The 18,208-nt window shown below is 58.3% G+C and carries 16 protein-coding genes; 10 read left to right on the top strand and 6 right to left on the bottom strand.

The window, feature by feature from the left end:
* The first annotated feature begins 28 nt into the window (after nucleotides 1–28).
* From tkt to fba, 6 genes are all read left to right on the top strand, one after another.
* Nucleotides 29–2,026, top strand: a complete 1,998-nt coding sequence (gene tkt / locus ACN1C3_RS20245) for a transketolase (RefSeq protein ID WP_419117539.1) — start codon at nucleotides 29–31, stop codon at nucleotides 2,024–2,026.
* Between the two features lie 181 nt (nucleotides 2,027–2,207).
* Complete coding sequence (epd, locus tag ACN1C3_RS20240; protein WP_419117653.1) at nucleotides 2,208–3,257, top strand: erythrose-4-phosphate dehydrogenase; 1,050 nt, start codon at nucleotides 2,208–2,210, stop codon at nucleotides 3,255–3,257.
* A 17-nt stretch (nucleotides 3,258–3,274) separates the two neighbouring features.
* Nucleotides 3,275–4,438: a phosphoglycerate kinase gene (locus ACN1C3_RS20235; protein ID WP_419117538.1), complete on the top strand. Its 1,164-nt coding sequence runs from the start codon at nucleotides 3,275–3,277 to the stop codon at nucleotides 4,436–4,438.
* Nucleotides 4,439–4,470: 32 nt separating this feature from the next.
* Complete coding sequence (locus ACN1C3_RS20230; protein WP_419117537.1) at nucleotides 4,471–4,692, top strand: hypothetical protein; 222 nt, start codon at nucleotides 4,471–4,473, stop codon at nucleotides 4,690–4,692.
* 60 nt (nucleotides 4,693–4,752) lie between these two features.
* Nucleotides 4,753–5,082, top strand: a complete 330-nt coding sequence (locus ACN1C3_RS20225) for an MliC family protein (protein ID WP_419117536.1) — start codon at nucleotides 4,753–4,755, stop codon at nucleotides 5,080–5,082.
* Between the two features lie 271 nt (nucleotides 5,083–5,353).
* Entirely contained in the window at nucleotides 5,354–6,418 is a 1,065-nt protein-coding gene (gene fba / locus ACN1C3_RS20220) for a class II fructose-bisphosphate aldolase (RefSeq protein ID WP_150644440.1), read from the top strand.
* 195 nt (nucleotides 6,419–6,613) lie between these two features.
* Here fba and ACN1C3_RS20215 read toward each other — a convergent pair whose 3' ends face one another.
* The 3 genes from ACN1C3_RS20215 to ACN1C3_RS20205 form a co-directional block, all read right to left on the bottom strand.
* Nucleotides 6,614–6,898, bottom strand: a complete 285-nt coding sequence (locus tag ACN1C3_RS20215) for a fructose-bisphosphate aldolase (RefSeq protein ID WP_419117535.1) — start codon at nucleotides 6,896–6,898, stop codon at nucleotides 6,614–6,616.
* A 622-nt stretch (nucleotides 6,899–7,520) separates the two neighbouring features.
* Nucleotides 7,521–8,552 (bottom strand): IS110 family transposase, encoded by a 1,032-nt coding sequence (locus ACN1C3_RS20210; protein ID WP_419117534.1) that lies wholly within the window; start codon nucleotides 8,550–8,552, stop codon nucleotides 7,521–7,523.
* Nucleotides 8,553–8,725: 173 nt separating this feature from the next.
* On the bottom strand, nucleotides 8,726–9,394 hold the full coding sequence (locus tag ACN1C3_RS20205) for a polysaccharide lyase family 7 protein (RefSeq protein WP_419117652.1): 669 nt from the start codon (nucleotides 9,392–9,394) through the stop codon (nucleotides 8,726–8,728).
* 322 nt (nucleotides 9,395–9,716) lie between these two features.
* Here ACN1C3_RS20205 and ACN1C3_RS20200 point away from each other — a divergent pair, with 322 nt between their 5' ends.
* Genes ACN1C3_RS20200 through ACN1C3_RS20190 form a run of 3 tightly spaced genes read left to right on the top strand, consistent with a single transcriptional unit; the run spans nucleotide 9,717 to nucleotide 12,716 of the window.
* The gene (locus tag ACN1C3_RS20200; RefSeq protein ID WP_419117533.1) at nucleotides 9,717–11,867 is read left to right on the top strand and encodes a putative bifunctional diguanylate cyclase/phosphodiesterase; all 2,151 of its coding nucleotides are present in this window, start codon (nucleotides 9,717–9,719) and stop codon (nucleotides 11,865–11,867) included.
* Between the two features lie 15 nt (nucleotides 11,868–11,882).
* On the top strand, nucleotides 11,883–12,395 hold the full coding sequence (locus ACN1C3_RS20195) for a M48 family metallopeptidase (RefSeq protein ID WP_419117532.1): 513 nt from the start codon (nucleotides 11,883–11,885) through the stop codon (nucleotides 12,393–12,395).
* Nucleotides 12,396–12,419: 24 nt separating this feature from the next.
* Nucleotides 12,420–12,716: a winged helix-turn-helix domain-containing protein gene (locus ACN1C3_RS20190; protein ID WP_419117531.1), complete on the top strand. Its 297-nt coding sequence runs from the start codon at nucleotides 12,420–12,422 to the stop codon at nucleotides 12,714–12,716.
* A 213-nt stretch (nucleotides 12,717–12,929) separates the two neighbouring features.
* On the opposite strand, the gene ACN1C3_RS20185 is transcribed toward ACN1C3_RS20190, so the two are convergent.
* Nucleotides 12,930–13,382 carry a GNAT family N-acetyltransferase gene (locus tag ACN1C3_RS20185; protein WP_419117530.1) on the bottom strand — a complete coding sequence of 151 codons (453 nt, stop codon included), beginning with the start codon at nucleotides 13,380–13,382 and terminating at the stop codon, nucleotides 12,930–12,932.
* 271 nt (nucleotides 13,383–13,653) lie between these two features.
* Between ACN1C3_RS20185 and ACN1C3_RS20180 the strand changes: the two genes are divergently transcribed.
* On the top strand, nucleotides 13,654–14,391 hold the full coding sequence (locus ACN1C3_RS20180; RefSeq protein ID WP_419117529.1) for a substrate-binding periplasmic protein: 738 nt from the start codon (nucleotides 13,654–13,656) through the stop codon (nucleotides 14,389–14,391).
* Nucleotides 14,392–14,410: 19 nt separating this feature from the next.
* Here the strand turns inward: ACN1C3_RS20180 and yccS are convergent, their stop codons facing one another.
* Together yccS and ACN1C3_RS20170 are read right to left on the bottom strand one after the other, a co-directional pair.
* Nucleotides 14,411–16,594: a YccS family putative transporter gene (gene yccS, locus ACN1C3_RS20175; RefSeq protein WP_419117528.1), complete on the bottom strand. Its 2,184-nt coding sequence runs from the start codon at nucleotides 16,592–16,594 to the stop codon at nucleotides 14,411–14,413.
* 263 nt (nucleotides 16,595–16,857) lie between these two features.
* Nucleotides 16,858–18,036, bottom strand: a complete 1,179-nt coding sequence (locus tag ACN1C3_RS20170; protein ID WP_419117527.1) for an NAD(P)/FAD-dependent oxidoreductase — start codon at nucleotides 18,034–18,036, stop codon at nucleotides 16,858–16,860.
* Between the last annotated feature and the right edge of the window lie 172 nt (nucleotides 18,037–18,208).

Here is an 18,208-nt window from a genome sequence, read left to right as displayed (position 1 = left end):
GTTTTATTCAGCCCCCAGGAGATCAGCGATGCCCAGCCGTCGTGAGCGTGCCAACGCCATTCGTGCCCTCAGCATGGATGCTGTGCAAAAAGCCAACAGCGGCCATCCCGGCGCCCCTATGGGTATGGCGGATATCGCCGAAGTACTTTGGCGTGACTACCTCAAGCACAACCCGAGCAATCCATCGTTCGCCGACCGTGACCGCTTCATCATGTCCAACGGTCACGGCTCGATGTTGATCTACTCGCTGCTGCACCTGACCGGCTACGACCTGTCGATCGATGACCTGAAACAGTTCCGCCAACTGCACAGCCGCACCCCGGGTCACCCGGAATACGGCTACACCCCAGGCGTTGAGACCACCACCGGCCCGCTGGGTCAGGGTCTGGCCAACGCTGTCGGTTTCGCCTTGGCAGAAAAAGTCCTGGCGGCGCAGTTCAACCGTCCTGGCCACAACGTTGTCGACCACCACACCTACGTGTTCCTGGGTGATGGCTGCATGATGGAAGGCATTTCCCACGAAGTCAGCTCCCTGGCCGGTACCTTGGGCCTGGGTAAACTGATTGCCTTCTACGATGACAACGGCATCTCCATCGACGGCGAAGTCGAAGGCTGGTTCACCGACGACACCCCCAAGCGTTTCGAAGCCTATAACTGGCAAGTGATCCGCAACGTCGACGGTCACGACCCGGAAGAAATCAAGATCGCCATCGACACGGCGCGCAAAAGCGAGCAGCCGACGCTGATCTGCTGCAAGACCACCATCGGTTTCGGTTCGCCGAACAAGCAAGGCAAGGAAGACTGCCACGGTGCCCCACTGGGCGACGCGGAAATCGCCTTGACCCGTGAAGCACTGAAGTGGAACTACGGCCCGTTCGAAATCCCGGCTGACATCTATGCCGAGTGGGACGCCAAAGAAACTGGCGCTGCTGCCGAAGCCGAGTGGGACCAGCGTTTCGCGGCTTACTCCGCTGAGTTCCCTGAGCTGGCCAACGAGTTGATCCGTCGTCTGAGCGGCGAACTGCCGGCTGACTTCTCCGAGAAAGCTGCGGCCTACATCGCTGAAGTGGCGGCCAAAGGCGAAACCATCGCCAGCCGTAAAGCCAGCCAGAACGCATTGAATGCTTATGGTCCGCTGCTGCCGGAACTGCTGGGCGGCTCCGCTGACCTGGCCGGTTCCAACCTGACCCTGTGGAAAGGTTGCAAAGGTGTTTCGGCCGAAGACGCCAGCGGCAACTACATGTACTACGGCGTTCGCGAGTTCGGCATGAGCGCGATCATGAACGGCGTGACGCTGCACGGCGGTCTGGTGCCTTACGGCGCGACTTTCCTGATGTTCATGGAATACGCCCGCAACGCCGTGCGCATGTCCGCGTTGATGAAGAAACGCGTGATCTACGTCTACACCCACGACTCCATCGGTCTGGGCGAAGACGGCCCGACTCACCAGCCGATCGAGCAACTGTCCAGCCTGCGTTGCACGCCGAACCTCGACACCTGGCGTCCAGCCGATGCCGTTGAATCGGCCGTGGCCTGGAAATGCGCGCTGGAGCGTGACGACGGTCCGTCGGCACTGATCTTCTCCCGTCAGAACCTGCAGCACCAAACCCGTGACGCGGTGCAGATCGAGCTGATCAACCGCGGTGGTTACGTGCTCAAGGACTGCGCAGGCGAGCCTGAGCTGATCCTGATCGCCACCGGTTCGGAAGTCGGTCTGGCCGTTCAAGCCTTCGACAAACTGACTGAACAAGGCCGCAAGGTGCGCGTGGTTTCGATGCCATGCACCAGCGTCTTCGATGCTCAGGATGCCGGCTACAAACAAGCGGTTCTGCCGCTGCAGGTCAGCGCCCGTATCGCTATCGAAGCCGCTCACGCGGACTACTGGTACAAGTACGTGGGCCTGGAAGGTCGCGTGATCGGCATGACCACCTACGGCGAGTCGGCGCCTGCGTCTGCCTTGTTCGAAGAGTTCGGTTTCACCCTGGAAAACATCCTGGGTCAGGCTGAAGAGTTGCTGGAAGACTAAAAACGCGAACGCGGCGGTTCTTGTGACCGCTGCGGTCCCCTGTAGGAGCTGCCGCAGGCTGCGATCTTTTGATCTTTGTCGGGATAGGTGGTGAGCCCGAAAAGATCGCAGCCTGCGGCAGCTCCTACGGGGACTTGCGATGTATATAAAAAATCGTCTGCTGCGCATTATCGAGAACCCCATGCCTCAACCGCGTCCTTACAAAGTTGCACTCAACGGCTACGGCCGGATTGGTCGTTGCGTCTTGCGTGCTTTGTTCGAGCGAGGGGCGGCTGCCGGGTTTGAAATTGTTGCAATCAACGATCTGGCTGACATGGCCAGCATTGAATACCTGACACGCTTTGACTCCACCCACGGGCGTTTTCCCGGTGAGGTGAGGATCGACGGCGATTGTCTGCATATTAATGGCGACTGCGTGAAGGTTCTGCGCAGTGCCACCCCCGAAGGTATCGACTGGGCTGCGCTCGGTGTCGATCTGGTGCTCGAATGCTCGGGCGCTTACCACACTCGCGAAGACGGCCAGCGTTTCCTTGCGGCCGGCGCGCCACGGGTACTGTTTTCCCAACCGATGGCCAGCGAGGCAGATGTCGACGCCACCATCGTCTACGGTGTGAATCAGGATTGCCTGACCGGCGACGAACTGCTGGTGTCCAACGCTTCCTGCACCACCAACTGTGGTGTGCCGCTGTTGCGTTTGCTGGATCAGGCCATTGGCCTGGAATACGTATCGATCACCACCATTCACTCGGCGATGAACGACCAGCCAGTGATCGATGCCTATCACCACGAAGATCTGCGCCGCACCCGTTCGGCGTTTCAGTCTGTGATTCCGGTGTCCACGGGTCTGGCGCGTGGCATCGAACGGCTGTTGCCGGAACTTGCCGGGCGAATTCAGGCCAAAGCAGTGCGAGTGCCGACGGTTAACGTGTCCTGCCTGGATATCACCATGCAAACCGTCAGTGATACCGACGCCACTGAGGTCAACCGGATTCTGCGCGAGGCCGCCACTCACGGCCCGCTCAAAGGCCTTCTGGCTTATACCGAGTTGCCTCACGCCAGTTGTGATTTCAATCATGACCCTCATTCGGCGATTGTCGATGCCAGTCAGACCCGCGTTTCCGGCCCTCGGTTGGTGAACGTACTGGCCTGGTTCGACAATGAATGGGGTTTTGCCAACCGCATGCTCGACGTTGCAGAACATTACCTGCAAGTCGTCCACCAAAAACCGTAAACCAGGAATTGCGACCCATGACCGTGTTGAAGATGACCGACCTCGATCTGCAAGGTAAGCGCGTACTGATCCGCGAAGACCTCAACGTCCCAGTCAAGGACGGTGTTGTCACCAGCGATGCGCGAATCCTGGCTTCGCTGCCGACCATCAAGCTGGCCTTGGAAAAAGGCGCGGCCGTGATGGTCTGCTCGCACCTTGGCCGTCCGACCGAAGGCGAATTCTCGGCTGAGAACAGCCTCAAGCCGGTTGCTGATTACCTGAGCAAGGCCCTGGGCCGCGAAGTGCCGCTGGTGTCCGATTATCTGGGTGGCGTCGACGTCAAAGCCGGCGACATCGTGTTGTTCGAGAACGTGCGCTTCAACAAAGGCGAGAAAAAGAACGCCGATGAACTGGCCCAACAATACGCTGCCCTGTGCGACGTGTTCGTGATGGACGCCTTCGGCACCGCTCACCGCGCTGAAGGCTCGACCCACGGCGTGGCCAAGTTCGCCAAAGTCGCCGCCGCCGGCCCATTGCTGGCTGCCGAGCTGGACGCACTGGGCAAAGCCCTCGGCGCGCCGGCCCAGCCAATGGCCGCCATCGTTGCCGGCTCCAAGGTGTCGACCAAACTCGACGTGCTCAACAGCCTGAGCCAGATCTGCAACCAGCTGATCGTTGGCGGCGGCATCGCCAACACCTTCCTCGCGGCCGCCGGTCACCCGGTTGGCAAGTCGCTGTACGAGCCCGACCTGCTGGACACCGCCCGCGCCATCGCCGCTAAAGTCAGCGTGCCGTTGCCGGTCGACGTCGTTGTTGCCAAGGAATTCGCTGAAAGCGCTGTGGCCACTGTCAAGCTGATCGCCGACGTGTCCGCAGACGACATGATTCTGGACATCGGTCCGCAAACCGCTGCGCACTTCGCTGAGCTGCTGAAGTCGTCCAAGACCATTCTGTGGAACGGTCCGGTCGGTGTATTTGAATTCGACCAGTTCGGTAACGGCACCAAAACCCTGGCCAAGGCCATCGCCGAGAGCTCGGCATTCTCCATTGCCGGTGGTGGTGACACTCTGGCAGCCATCGATAAATATGGCGTTGCCGAGCAAATCTCCTACATTTCTACCGGCGGTGGCGCATTCCTCGAGTTCGTCGAGGGCAAAGTGCTGCCAGCCGTTGAAGTGCTGGAAAGCCGCGCGAAAGCGTAAAGGTTGATCTGACCTGAAAAAGGAATATTCACATGGTCAAGACGTTACCACTGTTGATCTTCGCGGGTGTGCTGGCTGGCTGCGGGAGTACCCCGCAGGCCAAACCTGAACCTGCAGCGGGCGAGTCGCAAAACGGCTGCTATCAGGCCGATTGGCAGGCCGAAACCGCTCCAGTGATCAACAAGCGCTCGGGGCCCGAGGGGTTGGACAAATACGAGACTCCTCCCAAGGCCAAGGAACATGGTTGCCCTTGACGGGTCAGATCCAGTAACTCGCTGTGCTTGCGGCGATGAGTCGCAAGTCGAGGAGCACCAATGAAAGGCTTTATTGCCGTGGCGGCGCTGGCATTGCTTGCAGGTTGCGCCAATCTGCACCTGTTTGAGTCGCCGCAGCAGGAAGACTGGACAACCTGGAGCTGCGACAGTCAGGCGCAAGTGGTCTGGCGTTACACCGACAGCAGCCGCAAGGAAGTCGATTTACGTCTGGGCGGCGCCGATCAGGTGTATCGCTTGAAGCTTGAACCAAGCGGCTCGGGCTCGCTGTACAGCAATGACATGCTGGCGTTTCATATAAAAGGTGAGGAAGGCCTGGTTTACTGGGTCGCCACCAACGATTTGATCGGGCGCGGTTGTAAAGCGCTGTAGGCCAGAGACGAATACGGGATTGGAGTTTGAGAGATCTAATGTGGGAGCGGGCTTGCTCGCGATGAGGGCAGCACATTCAACAGAGATGTTGACTGTGAGAATGCAATCGCGAGCAAGCCCGCTCCCACACTAGAACTGTGTTGGCTCTAAAGTTTATGCCTTACCGAATTGGCAGCCAGGGCTTACCCCCGATCTGCAATAACTTGAATAGCAGCCGCCGCTACGGCAGGCTTGCACGATTAACGACCCTCAACCGGGAGATACACACCTAATGGCACTTATCAGCATGCGCCAGATGTTGGACCACGCAGCCGAATACGGCTACGGCGTTCCAGCCTTCAACGTCAACAACCTTGAGCAGATGCGCGCCATCATGGAAGCCGCTGACAAGACTGACTCCCCGGTGATCGTCCAGGCTAGCGCCGGTGCGCGCAAATACGCCGGTGCACCCTTCCTGCGCCACCTGATCCTGGCCGCGATCGAAGAATTCCCGCATATCCCGGTGTGCATGCACCAAGACCACGGTACCAGCCCTGACGTTTGCCAGCGCTCCATTCAACTGGGCTTCAGCTCGGTGATGATGGACGGCTCCCTGGGTGAAGATGGCAAGACTCCGACTGACTACGACTACAACGTCCGTGTGACCCAACAAACCGTGGCCATGGCTCACGCCTGCGGCGTTTCGGTAGAAGGCGAGCTGGGCTGCCTGGGTTCGCTGGAAACCGGCATGGCCGGTGAAGAAGACGGCATCGGCGCAGAAGGCGTGCTCGATCACAGCCAAATGCTCACCGACCCGGAAGAAGCCGCTGACTTCGTCAAGCGCACTCAGGTTGACGCCCTGGCCATCGCCATTGGTACCAGCCACGGCGCTTACAAGTTCACCAAGCCACCTACTGGCGACGTGTTGGCCATCGACCGCATCAAAGAAATCCACAAACGCATCCCTAACACCCACCTGGTGATGCACGGTTCTTCTTCGGTTCCGCAAGAGTGGCTGGCGATCATCAACCAGTACGGCGGCGACATCAAAGAAACCTACGGTGTACCGGTTGAAGAAATCGTCGAAGGCATCAAGCACGGCGTGCGCAAGATCAACATCGACACCGACCTGCGCCTGGCATCGACTGGCGCCATGCGCCGCCTGATGGCCACCAACCCGAGCGAATTTGATCCACGCAAATTCTTCGGCGCTACCGTGACCGCGATGCGTGACGTGTGTATCGCCCGTTACGAAGCCTTCGGTACCGCGGGCAATGGTTCGAAGATCAAACCGATCTCTCTGGAAGCGATGTTCCAGCGTTACGCCAAAGGTGAGTTGAACGCCAAGGTTAACTAAGACCACAGCGTTTTATAGCGTTAATAAAAAACCCGCAGAGATGCGGGTTTTTTTATGGGCGGAACACCAGCCCGATCATTCCCACGCTCCTGCGTGGGAATGCCTCACTGGACGCTCTGCGTCCGCTTCGGCAGTGACGCGGGGCGTCACGGGCTGCATTCCTTTGCTGCGCGTGGGAACGATCAACTGCTTACTTCACTTTGGCTCAAGCCCTCGCTGTTCAATCACCCCAAACACATCGCTGATGTCCTGGATCATCAGGCGAGCGACGTTGGTGACGGTGTTGATGTCTCGCTCGGCGTAGTCGGGCAGGTTGGTGCAGGCCATTAGGGTCAGGTAGTTGAGGACGGTGTGCAGGCGTTCGCTGACGCAGGCGTGCAGGTCGCGTAGCGGGGCATGGCTATCGATCATCAGGACCGGGACGTCGGTGACGATGTTGGTGAAAGGGATGAAGCGGTGGGGCGGATGTTGACTGGTCATAGGTATATCTCCTCGTATCAAAAGAAGAACTGCCACCATTCACTGCGAAACGAATTGGGTGGTAGCTGTGTGCGGGTTCGCAGACCGAGGATACGAGGAACCCGGCAGACCCGAAGGTCTCCCACACACAGCCACCATAAAACGGACTTCGGGCGCTGAAGCGACCGTCGTTACTTTTTATGATGCTTGGGCACAACACGTATCTGTAAGGGCTGCGAAACCCTGTCGCTGACCGGAGCCAGCAGACGGGGCGAACTATAAGCGGCGGGTTGTGGGGGTGCAACCCGAAGGGCTGATTTCAGATCGTTCCCACGCGCCGCAAAGGAATGCCTCACTGGACGCTCAGCGTCCGTATATGGACTCCTCCTCATTGCAAGCCCCCTTCACTTTGGCGCCCGTGCCGACTGCACACGTATATTCGGCCTCTGACTGCGGCATCGTTTCGATGCAGGGCCATGATGGGCTATTCGCGCGCCAGCTCCCAATCGCTCTTACGTGCTCTTTAGCACCAGGACGCTTGCGGGTTTTGCCGACGCCGGTTCGACCGGTTTGCCATCGTTAGAGTTGCTTCGCAATTTTGACAGGCAGTTTGTTTACTCGTTGGACGCGACAGTTTTGTAGATCAGGCCGCAGCCTTATCCGGTTGGTAATCCGTGTCATTGCGCAGCATCGCCCAGGCCATGCGTGCAGTTTTGTTGGCCAGCGCAATAGCGGCCACATTGGGATGCGATCGCTCGGCTAAACGAACAGCCCACTGGCTGAGTCGATCGTCTTTGGATTTGGCCGTGCGCAGCGCCGATCGTGCACCGTGGATCATCAGCGTTCGCAGATCGGCATCACCACGCTTGCTGATACCGAGCAGTCGATCCTTACCGCCAGAACTGTGTTGCCTCGGTGTCAGTCCCAGCGAGGCGGCAAACTGTCGGCCATTGGAAAACTGACGGGCATCACCGAGAGCGACGACGAGCGCGGTGGCGATCATTGGGCCGACACCGCGTAATTGCTGCAAGCGCACGGCAGGCGGCTCGCTTGCCGCGATTGCGGATATCTCATCATCGAGCTCACCCACACGCTTATCCAGTGTGCAAAGGTCGCCCCACAAACCATCCAGCAAACGACGCAAGCGTACCGTCAAGCCGTTATCCGCATCTTCCAGCCAGCACGGTATCGCACGGCGTAACATCCGTAATTCTTTTGGGGCAACAAGGCCGTACTCGGCGATCAGCCCGCGAATCTGATTGGCCTTGGCTGTCCGCTGTTCGATCAAGCCGGCCCGGATGCGATGCGTCGCCTGGATATCCTGTTGCTCAATGGTCTTGATGGCGACGAAGCGCATGCTGGGGCGGCTCATCGCTTCGCAGATCGCCTCGGCATCGTTGGCATCGTTCTTATTGCTCTTTACGTACGGTTTGACGAACTGCGGTGCGATCAACTTCACCCGAAATCCGCGGGTTTGTAGCTGCCGTGCCCAGTGATGGGCCCCACCGCAACTCTCCATGCCGATCTCACAACCAGGTTCGATTTTCTCCAACACCGTTTGCAGCCAGCGATCACGCGGCAGGCGCTGCCGCCAGACCGGCTTCTCATGGCAATCCACGCCGTGGATCTGAAACACGTTCTTGGCCAGGTCGACCCCAATTCGCATAAGCTTCATGTGTGGACTCCTTCTCACTGTTGACTGTGGTTCGCACTTTCAGTCTGGCACTCAAGATGCCGAGGTGAGGAGGAGTCCATCCCATTGCTCTTGAATGTGACGCAGAGCGTCACGGGCTGCACTCCTTTGCGGCGCGTGGGAACGATCGGACATTGGTTACCCAAGATTCATCACTACTTATTGTGATCAATATCCAGCTTGGAGAATGTCACTTTCCCGCCTTCGCTTTTGTAGCCGGTGTTGTCCTGCACATAAACCCCGGCCTTGAAGTACAGCGGTTTGTCGCGCCAGGTAGCGCTGATCTTGGTATCCCACTGATAACCCGCCGCAGCGATGCTCAGGGCACCGCTGCGGCCGAGGTGGATCTGGTAGGAGAACTCCCTATCGAGTTTCACGTTTTGGGCGATGTTGATCACCCGGCCTTCGTCGTCATCAGGGTGCATGCGCACTTTGGCGACGATGTTGCCGCTTTGAGTGCTTTCCTTGTATTGGTACTCGACCTTCACCAGCGGTTTCTGGCTGTTGTAGGCGTGGATCTGACCGATGACGATTTTGCCCGAGGACGGCACCTGATTCACCACCAGGGTGGCACGCAACAGATTGTCGGCGTCGGGATAGAGCCAGTTGTGCAAGGTGCCGTTGGAGTAGGTTTCGCGCAATTCGGTACGCGGAAATTTGGCATTTTCGGTGCGTGAACCGGTCACGGGTGCCCAGAAAAACAGGGTGCCGGATTCTGAATTGAAGTACTGATCCTTGAAACCATCCACCAGTTTGGAGGTTTCGATGGTGGCCGGGGGGCTGCCGACGGGAACGCTCAGATTCCAGCTTGCCAGATCGATCATATTCAAGCCTTCTACGAATTCATGCTGCACGCGAGTAGCCAGAGGCTTTAGCTCGCACTTTAGAGGGCGGTACTTATAAGCGTTGAACAGTTTTTTGTTAAGTTCATCTGGCAGATAGTTGACGTCAACCTTCTGGTGAAATGCCATCTTTCCCGGTTTGCGGGGGTTGTGGAGCTTACCGTTAGTCGGGTTCCCGAGGGTTTGGTTAAATGATGGCCTGATGACACCTACTGCTTTCTCAGATCGAGGCTAGAGTGAAGGCTTAGTATTTGTCCGGTTACCCCTCCGGTTACCGGCATGACACCTTGATAAGAGAAGCAGCATGGAATGCGCGCAACCCAAGCCAGGTGAAGTCCGCTCAGTCCTTTTGATAGTTGATGACTATCCCGAAAATTTGATCAGCATGCGTGCGCTGTTACAACGGCAGGACTGGCACGTCATGACAGCCGCCTCCGGGGTCGAGGCGCTGGGCTTATTACTCGAACATGAAGTCGACCTGGTGCTGCTGGATGTGCAGATGCCGGGCATGGATGGCTTTGAAGTGGCGCGCTTGATGCGCGGCAGCCAGCGTACTCGACTGACCCCGATCATTTTCCTCTCCGCCAACGAGCAGTCCCAGGACGCCGTGATCAAGGGCTATGCCAGCGGTGCAGTCGATTACCTGTTAAAACCGTTCGACCCGCAAATTCTCAAACCGAAAGTCCAGGCATTGCTGGAACATCAGCGCAATCGCCGAACCTTGCAGTGCCTGAGTCATGATCTGGAAGTTGCGCGGGCGTTTAATGCCTCGGTGCTGGATAACGCGGCGGAAGGGATTCTGGTGGTGGATGAGGAGGGGATCATCCGCTTTGCCAATCCGGCGATCTCGCGCCTGCTCGATGCCACGGTAGCCGAGCTGCAAGGCGCGGAGTTTCTGCGTTTCCTGCAAAACCCCCATGTGTCCAATTGGGCCGATTCAGAGCTTTATTCCGGCTATCGGCGCGGCGAAACCTGGCGCTTGCACGATGCCATGCTGCGTACCCTTCCCGGTCAGCCGTTGCCTGTGGCGCTGTCATGCGCGCCATTGCCGGCCGAGCAGAAAGCTATGGTGGTGACCGTGCTGGACATGTCGGTGGTGCGCCATCTGCATCAGCAGCTTGAGTTTCAGGCCGTCACTGATCCGTTGACCGGGTTGCTCAACCGTCGCGGCTTTTATCAGACCGTAGAGAACCTGCTGCTGCGCAGCGAGCGTTCGGACACGACTTCTGTGCTGTTGTATCTGGATCTTGACGGCTTCAAGCGCGTCAATGATTCCCTGGGGCACGATGCCGGGGATCTGGTGCTGCGCTGGGTGTCCGAGCAATTGAAGGCGTGTTTGCGCCCCTTCGACATTCTGGCGCGTATGGGCGGCGATGAGTTCACCGCGCTACTCGATCTTGAGTTCCCCGAACAGGCGGCGAAAATTGCGGAAAAGCTGATTGAGCGAGTGTCGATCTGTCAGCAAATCGAAGGTATGGACATGGCACTCGGCGCGAGCATCGGCATCGCCACGTACCCCGACTGCGGCTCCAACCTCGATGGCTTGCTGCGGGCGGCCGATATCGCCATGTACGAAGCCAAGCGCGCGGGGCGCCAGCAGTATCGGTTCTACGATCACGAGATGAATGGCCGTGCGCGCTCGCGTTTGATGCTTGAGGAAAGCGTGCGTTCAGCGATCGAGAACAAGGATTTCAACCTGGTGTATCAGCCCCAGGTGGCGGTCAGTGATGGTCGCCTGCGCGGCTTCGAAGCCTTGTTGCGCTGGCAGCATCCGAGTGTCGGTGATGTGCCGCCGGGACTGTTCTTGCCGTTGCTGGAGGAGACGCGGTTGATCAGCCGTCTGGGCAGCTGGATCTACCAACAGAGCGCCGCTCAGCGGCGTGCCTGGGAGAGCATTTTTGCTGATGACCTGGTGCTCTGCGTCAGCCTGAGCAGCAGCCAGTTCGCCATGCCCAACCTGGTCACCGAACTGCGTCAGGTGCTCGAGCGCCATGGCTTGCGGCCGCAACACCTGGAAGTGGAAGTGACCGAGGATGCCTTGATGCAAAACCTCGATGAGTCGCGCAAACAGTTGCGGCTGTTGCGCAATCTCGGGGTGCGGGTCGCGCTCGATGATTTTGGTGTGGGCAACTGCTCCCTGGCTCAACTGCGCGATCTGGAGCTCGATACCCTCAAGCTCGATCGGCAGTTGATCGCTCGCCTGCACGACTCGCCGCGCGATGCCGCGATGGCCAGTGGCGTTATCCATCTGGGCAAGCAGTTTGGTTTACTGGTGATTGCTGAAGGCGTGGAAACCCTTGAGCAGTATCAGTGGTTGCAGGCCCATGGTTGTGAATACGTACAAGGTTATCTGGTGACGCATCCGCTGACGGCCAGTGACGCCAGCCGCTTTGCGCAGCCGTTTGACTGGAGCGCGCTGGGGGACCGAATTCGCTACACTGGTGACCTTTCGTAACTGTGTTGCCGCCCCATGACCGCGCTGAAATACCTCCAGGCCTATCCCGCCGCCTTGCAAGAACAGGTGCGCCAGCTGATCGCGCAAGATCGGCTGGGTGACTACCTGAGTCAGCGTTATCCACATAAGCACGCGGTGCAGAGCGATAAGGCGCTGTACAGCTATGCCCTGGCCTTGAAGCAGGAGCATCTGCGCAACGCGCCGGCCATCGATAAAGTGCTGTTCGATAACCGTCTGGACCTGACCCACCGTGCCCTGGGCCTGCACACGGCGATTTCTCGGGTGCAGGGTGGCAAGCTCAAGGCCAAGAAGGAGATCCGCATCGCGTCCCTGTTCAAGGACGCGGCGCCGGAGTTTTTGCGCATGATCGTGGTGCATGAACTGGCACACTTCAAAGAGTCCGACCACAACAAGGCGTTCTATCAGCTCTGCGAGCACATGCTGCCGGGCTATCACCAATTGGAATTCGACCTGCGGATTTACCTGACGTACCGGGACATGCAGGGCAAGACTGTTGTGACCCCATAGCGGTTACCAACAAGGAGTGTGTGAATGGACGTGAGCAAGACCAAGAGCAGCTTTTACCGCCGCCTGTATGTGGCTTATCTGATCGACAGTCAGCTGGCCAGCAGCGTCCCGGCGCTCACCGAAGTCACCGGCATGCCGCGACGCACGGCCCAGGACACCATCGCGGCGCTGGCGGATCTGGATATCATCTGTGAGTTTGAGCAACAGGATGGTGCTCGCAACCATGCCGGGCGTTATCAGATTCACAGTTGGGGTGCGATCGATAAAGGCTGGATTACGCAGAATCTGGGGCGGATCAAAGCGGTGCTTGGGTATCCCTGAGCTCTCGCTTGCCTTGAGAACACCCCTCACCCTAGCCCTCTCCCCCAGAGGGGCGAGGGGACTGATTGGCGATGTTCTTTAGAGTTACTGCGACCTTAAAGATTGAGTCGAACATACGTTTCGCAAGCAACACCGATCTGCTCCCTCTCCCCCTTGGGGAGAGGGCTGGGGTGAGGGGTGTATCCTGAGTCAGGCGCAAGACTCAAGGACACCTCAAGCACGACGCATCCCGATATGCGGAATATCATCTTCAAGATATTCCTCACCCACCACGACAAACCCATACCGCCCGTAATAACCCTGCAAGTGCGCCTGGGCCGAAAGATAAATTGGCATTTCAGGCCAATACTTTTCAGCCTGCTTCAAGGCGTGGCTCATCAGTTCATGACCAAGCCCTTTGCCTCGTGCTTCTGGCGCGATCACCACCCGGCCTATGACCACATCACCACCTTGGGAAATCGGGTCGAGCAAACGCAAGTACGCCACCAGCTGGTCACCGTCCCAAGCCATCAGATGGCAGGTGTCGCCTTCCAGATCCTGGCCATCGACTTCCTGATAGGCGCATTTCTGTTCGACAACGAAGACTTCTGTGCGCAATTGCAAAATGGCGTACAACTGCTCCTTGCCCAGATCGCTGTGATGTTTGCAGACCCAATCGATTGTCATCTCTTCATCCTGTAAGAACTCTGGCTTTGATACTAAGCGCCCTTCAAACGGATGTCTGCTGGCGGCAAAGGTCGTTTATGTGAACGCAATCAAATTGCCATCATTCATTTTGCTCGGCACTGTCTTCTTTGTGTAATCTGCTTCCTGGCTCTTCGCAGAGGCTCTTATGAGCTAATGTCAGGACCGGAGTTGTGGCCGCTTACCGGCAAACTGGCTTACGAGTTTTGGCTAAAAACACGCTGGGCAACCCGCCCGCTAAGGATGTTTTAGCATGCCGCGATTGCATCGAGCCGTTGCTTTGATTGGATTGCTCTTGCTGGGTCAGAGCGTTTATGCGGAAAAATTACGTTTGGTCGCCGATGCCTGGCCACCCTTTACCGACGCCACGTTGGTCAATGGCGGACTAGCCACCGATATCGTCAGTACTGCCCTGGCGCGGGCCGGCTATGCCAGTGAGTTCGAACAAGTGCCTTGGGCCAGAGCCTTGCAGGGTGTTGGCGAAGGGCGTTACGACGTGCTGGTGAATGCCTGGTTCAATGAAGCGCGGACCCAATTCGGACAATTTTCCGGTGAGTATCTGCTAAACCGGGTGCGCTTTATCAAGCGTAAGGATGTGCCGATCGAATACGACAATTTGCAGCAACTGCATGAGTATCCGATTGCCGTGGTGCGCGGTTATGCCTATTCGTCGGCGTTCGACGACGATCCGGATTTGCAGAAAGTGCCGGTGCACAACTTCTCGATGGCGGTACGCATGCTGGCTGCCGACCGCGTGAAGTTGACCCTGGAGGATGAATACGTCGCGCGTTACTACCTGGCCCGCGAGTCACCGCGAGTGCGCAACTCGGTGGAGTTTTTACCCAAGCCACTGAGCGAAAACAGCCTGCACATTCTGGTCAGCCTGAAGAACCCTGAGCATCAACAGATCGTCGCCGGTTTCGACCGGGAGATAGCGGCGATGAAGGCCGATGGGAGTTATGACCGGTTGCTGAGGCAGCATGGGATGTAGGAAGGATCTGTGATCCTGCTTAATCCTCGCTCGTATCCTTGATCAGATGCGCCGCCAACGTCCGCAACGGGCCGAGTTGGCGGCAGATCAGTGCCAGTTGGGTTTGTACCAACCGTTGGCCTTCATCGATTTCATCGGGCATCTGTTCCAGCTCATTGGCCAGCGCCTCCTCCTCATCGCTCTGAATCGCGATCGGCAATTTGCTCGCCAGTCCCTGGGCGATTTCGTCGATGCTCGCCGCCAGTCTGACCCCCGCGCCGTCGATCAAATGCTCGCGCACCTCGCTTGGTAACTGGGTTTCACGGTGGGCACCGAGGCCCGAGAGGTAGCTGAGCAAGGTGTGGGAGAGCACCAGGAAGCGGAAACCGACGTCGGCTTCCTTCCGAAAATGCCCTGGCTCCATCAGCATGTTGGCCAGGGTGGTCGACAGCGCCGCATCGGCGTTGTGGGCATTGCGCCGGGCCAGGCGATACGCCAGATCGTCACTTTTGCCGGCGGCGTATTGCTGCATGATTTGCCGCAGATAGATGCTGTTGCAGGTCAGGGTATTGGCCAGCACTTTGTTCAAGCGTCGACCTTGCCAGTCCGGCAGGAACAGGAACACCGCCAGGCCCGCAATCAAGCTGCCGAGCAAGGTATCGAGCAGTCGTGGCAGGAATAGCCCATAACCATCGCCAACCTGGTTGAAGCAGAACAGCACCATCAAGGTGATCGCCGCGGTGGCCAGGGTGTAACGGGTGGTGCGGTTGATAAAGAACACCACCCCGGCAGCGATGGCGAACAGCGACTGGATCAAGGGGCTCGGGAACAGATCGAACAGTGCCCAGGCCATGGTCAAGCCGATCGCCGTGCCGATGATCCGCTGGCCAAGCTTGCGCCGGGTCGCGCCGTAGTTCGGCTGGCAGACGAACAGTGTGGTGAGGATGATCCAGTAACCCTGGGACGGGTGAATCAAATGCACCATGCCGTAGCCGATGCTCAAGGCCAGGGGCAAACGCAGGGCGTGACGGAACAGCAGCGACGTCGGTGTCAGCTGGGTGCGCAGGCGGGTCCAGACATCCTTGAGGTTGCGCGGCGAACGGTCTAGCAGGCTGCTGTCGGTTGCTTCGGCCAGGGTGTCCGGGTTACTCGCATCGCTAATCAGCCGGTCGAGGGTGCCAAGGTTCGCGGCTAACGCGCGCAAAGAACGCAGCAGGCCACGCCAGGCCGGATTGCTCTGGATGCGCAGGTGTTCGAGAGAGGCGTGCAAGTCGCTCAGTGCTTCGGCGAAGCTGGCGTCATACACAAACGGCTGGCGCAACTGGATAGTCTGCGCCAGCTCCCGGCAGGCCTTGCCTTGCTGGCGTAGCAGGCGCTGACAACGGAACAGCACGTCGCTGTGGAAAAAGGCTTCGGCCAGCGCGTTGTAGGGGTAATGGGAAGAGCTGGCGCGTTCGTGGATGTCTTGAGCGAGGAAGTACAGTTTCAGGTAGCGGCTGACTTTCGAGCCCGGCCGGCCGTTGCCGACCCGGTGCAGGATGATTTCCTTGGCGGCGTTGAGCGCTGCGACGACCCGGCCGTTTTGCTGGGCCAGTTCCAGACGCCGCGCCTCGACGTCCATCTGCCGGATCGGCTCGAGCAGCGACGACTTCAGCTTCAGGTAATACCCCAGCTCCCGGAACAACCGGGCCAGGCTCTGTTGCACTGGCTGGTTGGAAAACAGTGCCTGCCACACCACCGATAGCAGTCCATACCAGGCGGCACCGGCCACCAGCAGCACCGGCTCATGCCAAAAGTCGGTGACCGCACCGCCGCGCTGGTCCACGCCGATCATGGTGTAGACCGAGAGAATCAGTGTTGCTGACGCAATCGCCCCATAGCGCTCGCCCAAGGCACCGAGCATGGTCAGGCCGAAACTGGCGAGCGCCAGGGCAGCTACAAAGATTAGGGGGTAGGGGAATAACAGCTCGACAGAAAGTGCTGCGACGCTGAAGCAGACCAGAGTCACGGCCAAAGCATTCAGACGACCTTGCCAACTGTCGTCGGTCTCGGCCAGGGCGCTGGCGATAATTCCCAGGAATAACGGGATCAGCAGCCCCATTTCATCCTGATACCAACACAGTGCCATGCTGCCGGTCAGGGCGATGAACACCCGCACGCTGTAGCTGAATTTATCCAGCGCCCAGAGGCGACGCAGAGACTGACGAAACGAGGTCGATGACATGAAGTGCGAGGGCCTTCCGGGGCAATGCAGCTAAATTGAGCCAGTAATGACGACGACGCAATGGCGTCGATCACATCTGACAGCAAAATCTGTTCCGTCCTTGGTGAGGTTGGCATTTGGAATGCAATCCATAAAACATCACCGATCCAGTGTGGGAGCGGGCTTGCTCGCGATAGCAGTCTGGCAGTCAACATCAATGTTGAATGTTATGGCCTCATCGCGAGCAAGCCCGCTCCCACATTAGATTTGTGTACTTCTGAGGGTCAGGCGTACTGCGCAGCAGCGTAGCCGGAAGCCCAGGCCCATTGGAAGTTGAAACCGCCCAGATGGCCGGTGACGTCCAGCACTTCGCCGATGAAATACAGGCCCGGGCTTTTCAGTGATTCCATGGTCTTCGACGAAACCTCGCGGGTGTCGACGCCACCCAGGGTCACTTCTGCCGTGCGATAGCCTTCGGTGCCGGCCGGGACCAGTTTCCAGCTCGCCAGTTTTTCGGCGATATCGGCCAATTCAGCGTGGGTGTATTGCTTCATCGGCTTGGAAGCGAACCAGTGTTCGGCCAACAGGTTGGCCATCTTCTTGGTGAAAAGCTCACCGAGCAGGGTTTTCAGTTCGCTGTTGGGACGTTCGGCCTGTTGCTGTTGCAGCCAGCTTGGCACGTCGTGATCGGGCAGCAGGTTGATTTCCACGGTGTCGCCCGAATTCCAATACGAGGAAATCTGCAAAATGGCCGGGCCACTGAGGCCGCGGTGGGTGAACAGGATGTTCTCGCGAAAGCTCTGATCGTTGCAGCTCACCAGGCAATCCACCGATGTGCCGGACAGCTCGCCGCACAGCTCTTTGAGCTGATCGGTGATGGTGAACGGCACCAGCCCGGCGCGGGTGGGCAGCAGGTCATGGCCAAATTGTTTGGCCACCTGATAACCGAAACCGGTAGCACCGAGTGTTGGAATCGACAGGCCGCCGGTGGCGATCACCAGGGATTCGCAGGTCAACTGCCCCAGGGTGGTTTCCAGCAGGTAGCCGCTTTCAAGTTTTTCGATCTGCTGGATCGAGGTGTCCAGGTGCAGGCTGACGCCGACCTGTTCGCACTCCTCGAGCAGCATGCTGAGGATGTCGCTGGATTTGTTATCGCAGAACAATTGACCGAGTTTTTTCTCGTGGTAGGGCACGCCGTGCTTGGCCACCAGCCCGATGAAATCCCACTGGGTGTAGCGGGCGAGAGCGGATTTGCAAAAATGCTCGTTCTGCGAGAGAAAATTGTTCGGTTCGGTGTACATGTTGGTGAAATTGCAGCGCCCACCGCCCGACATCAGGATTTTCTTGCCAGCCTTGTTCGCATGGTCGATCAACATCACCTTGCGCCCACGCCCGGCAGCGGTCAGTGCACACATCAAACCTGCGGCGCCAGCGCCAATGATCACGACTTCGGTAGAGCGCAAAACGGTGTCCTCATACAAATTTCAGATCTGCTAACGGAGCCAGTCAGACTCCATCTATGTTGCCGCCACAAATCTAATGTGGGAGCGGGCTTGCTCGCGATGAGTGACTAACATTCAACATTGATGCTGACTGCCAGACCGCTATCGCGAGCAAGTCGGAACGCCGCACCGC

The organism is Pseudomonas sp. H11T01 (assembly GCF_048515765.1).
Lineage (GTDB): Bacteria > Pseudomonadota > Gammaproteobacteria > Pseudomonadales > Pseudomonadaceae > Aquipseudomonas.
The sequence above is the reverse complement of the archived record's forward strand: the minus strand, read 5'-3'. Positions and strand labels throughout refer to the sequence as shown.

Coding starts and splice junctions, on each gene's coding strand:
- tkt (WP_419117539.1), top strand. CDS start 29: ATGCCCAGCCGTCGTGAGCGTGCCAACGCCATTCGTGCCCTCAGCATG.
- epd (WP_419117653.1), top strand. CDS start 2,208: ATGCCTCAACCGCGTCCTTACAAAGTTGCACTCAACGGCTACGGCCGG.
- ACN1C3_RS20235 (WP_419117538.1), top strand. CDS start 3,275: ATGACCGTGTTGAAGATGACCGACCTCGATCTGCAAGGTAAGCGCGTA.
- ACN1C3_RS20230 (WP_419117537.1), top strand. CDS start 4,471: ATGGTCAAGACGTTACCACTGTTGATCTTCGCGGGTGTGCTGGCTGGC.
- ACN1C3_RS20225 (WP_419117536.1), top strand. CDS start 4,753: ATGAAAGGCTTTATTGCCGTGGCGGCGCTGGCATTGCTTGCAGGTTGC.
- fba (WP_150644440.1), top strand. CDS start 5,354: ATGGCACTTATCAGCATGCGCCAGATGTTGGACCACGCAGCCGAATAC.
- ACN1C3_RS20215 (WP_419117535.1), bottom strand. CDS start 6,898: ATGACCAGTCAACATCCGCCCCACCGCTTCATCCCTTTCACCAACATC.
- ACN1C3_RS20210 (WP_419117534.1), bottom strand. CDS start 8,552: ATGAAGCTTATGCGAATTGGGGTCGACCTGGCCAAGAACGTGTTTCAG.
- ACN1C3_RS20205 (WP_419117652.1), bottom strand. CDS start 9,394: ATGATCGATCTGGCAAGCTGGAATCTGAGCGTTCCCGTCGGCAGCCCC.
- ACN1C3_RS20200 (WP_419117533.1), top strand. CDS start 9,717: ATGGAATGCGCGCAACCCAAGCCAGGTGAAGTCCGCTCAGTCCTTTTG.
- ACN1C3_RS20195 (WP_419117532.1), top strand. CDS start 11,883: ATGACCGCGCTGAAATACCTCCAGGCCTATCCCGCCGCCTTGCAAGAA.
- ACN1C3_RS20190 (WP_419117531.1), top strand. CDS start 12,420: ATGGACGTGAGCAAGACCAAGAGCAGCTTTTACCGCCGCCTGTATGTG.
- ACN1C3_RS20185 (WP_419117530.1), bottom strand. CDS start 13,382: ATGACAATCGATTGGGTCTGCAAACATCACAGCGATCTGGGCAAGGAG.
- ACN1C3_RS20180 (WP_419117529.1), top strand. CDS start 13,654: ATGCCGCGATTGCATCGAGCCGTTGCTTTGATTGGATTGCTCTTGCTG.
- yccS (WP_419117528.1), bottom strand. CDS start 16,594: ATGTCATCGACCTCGTTTCGTCAGTCTCTGCGTCGCCTCTGGGCGCTG.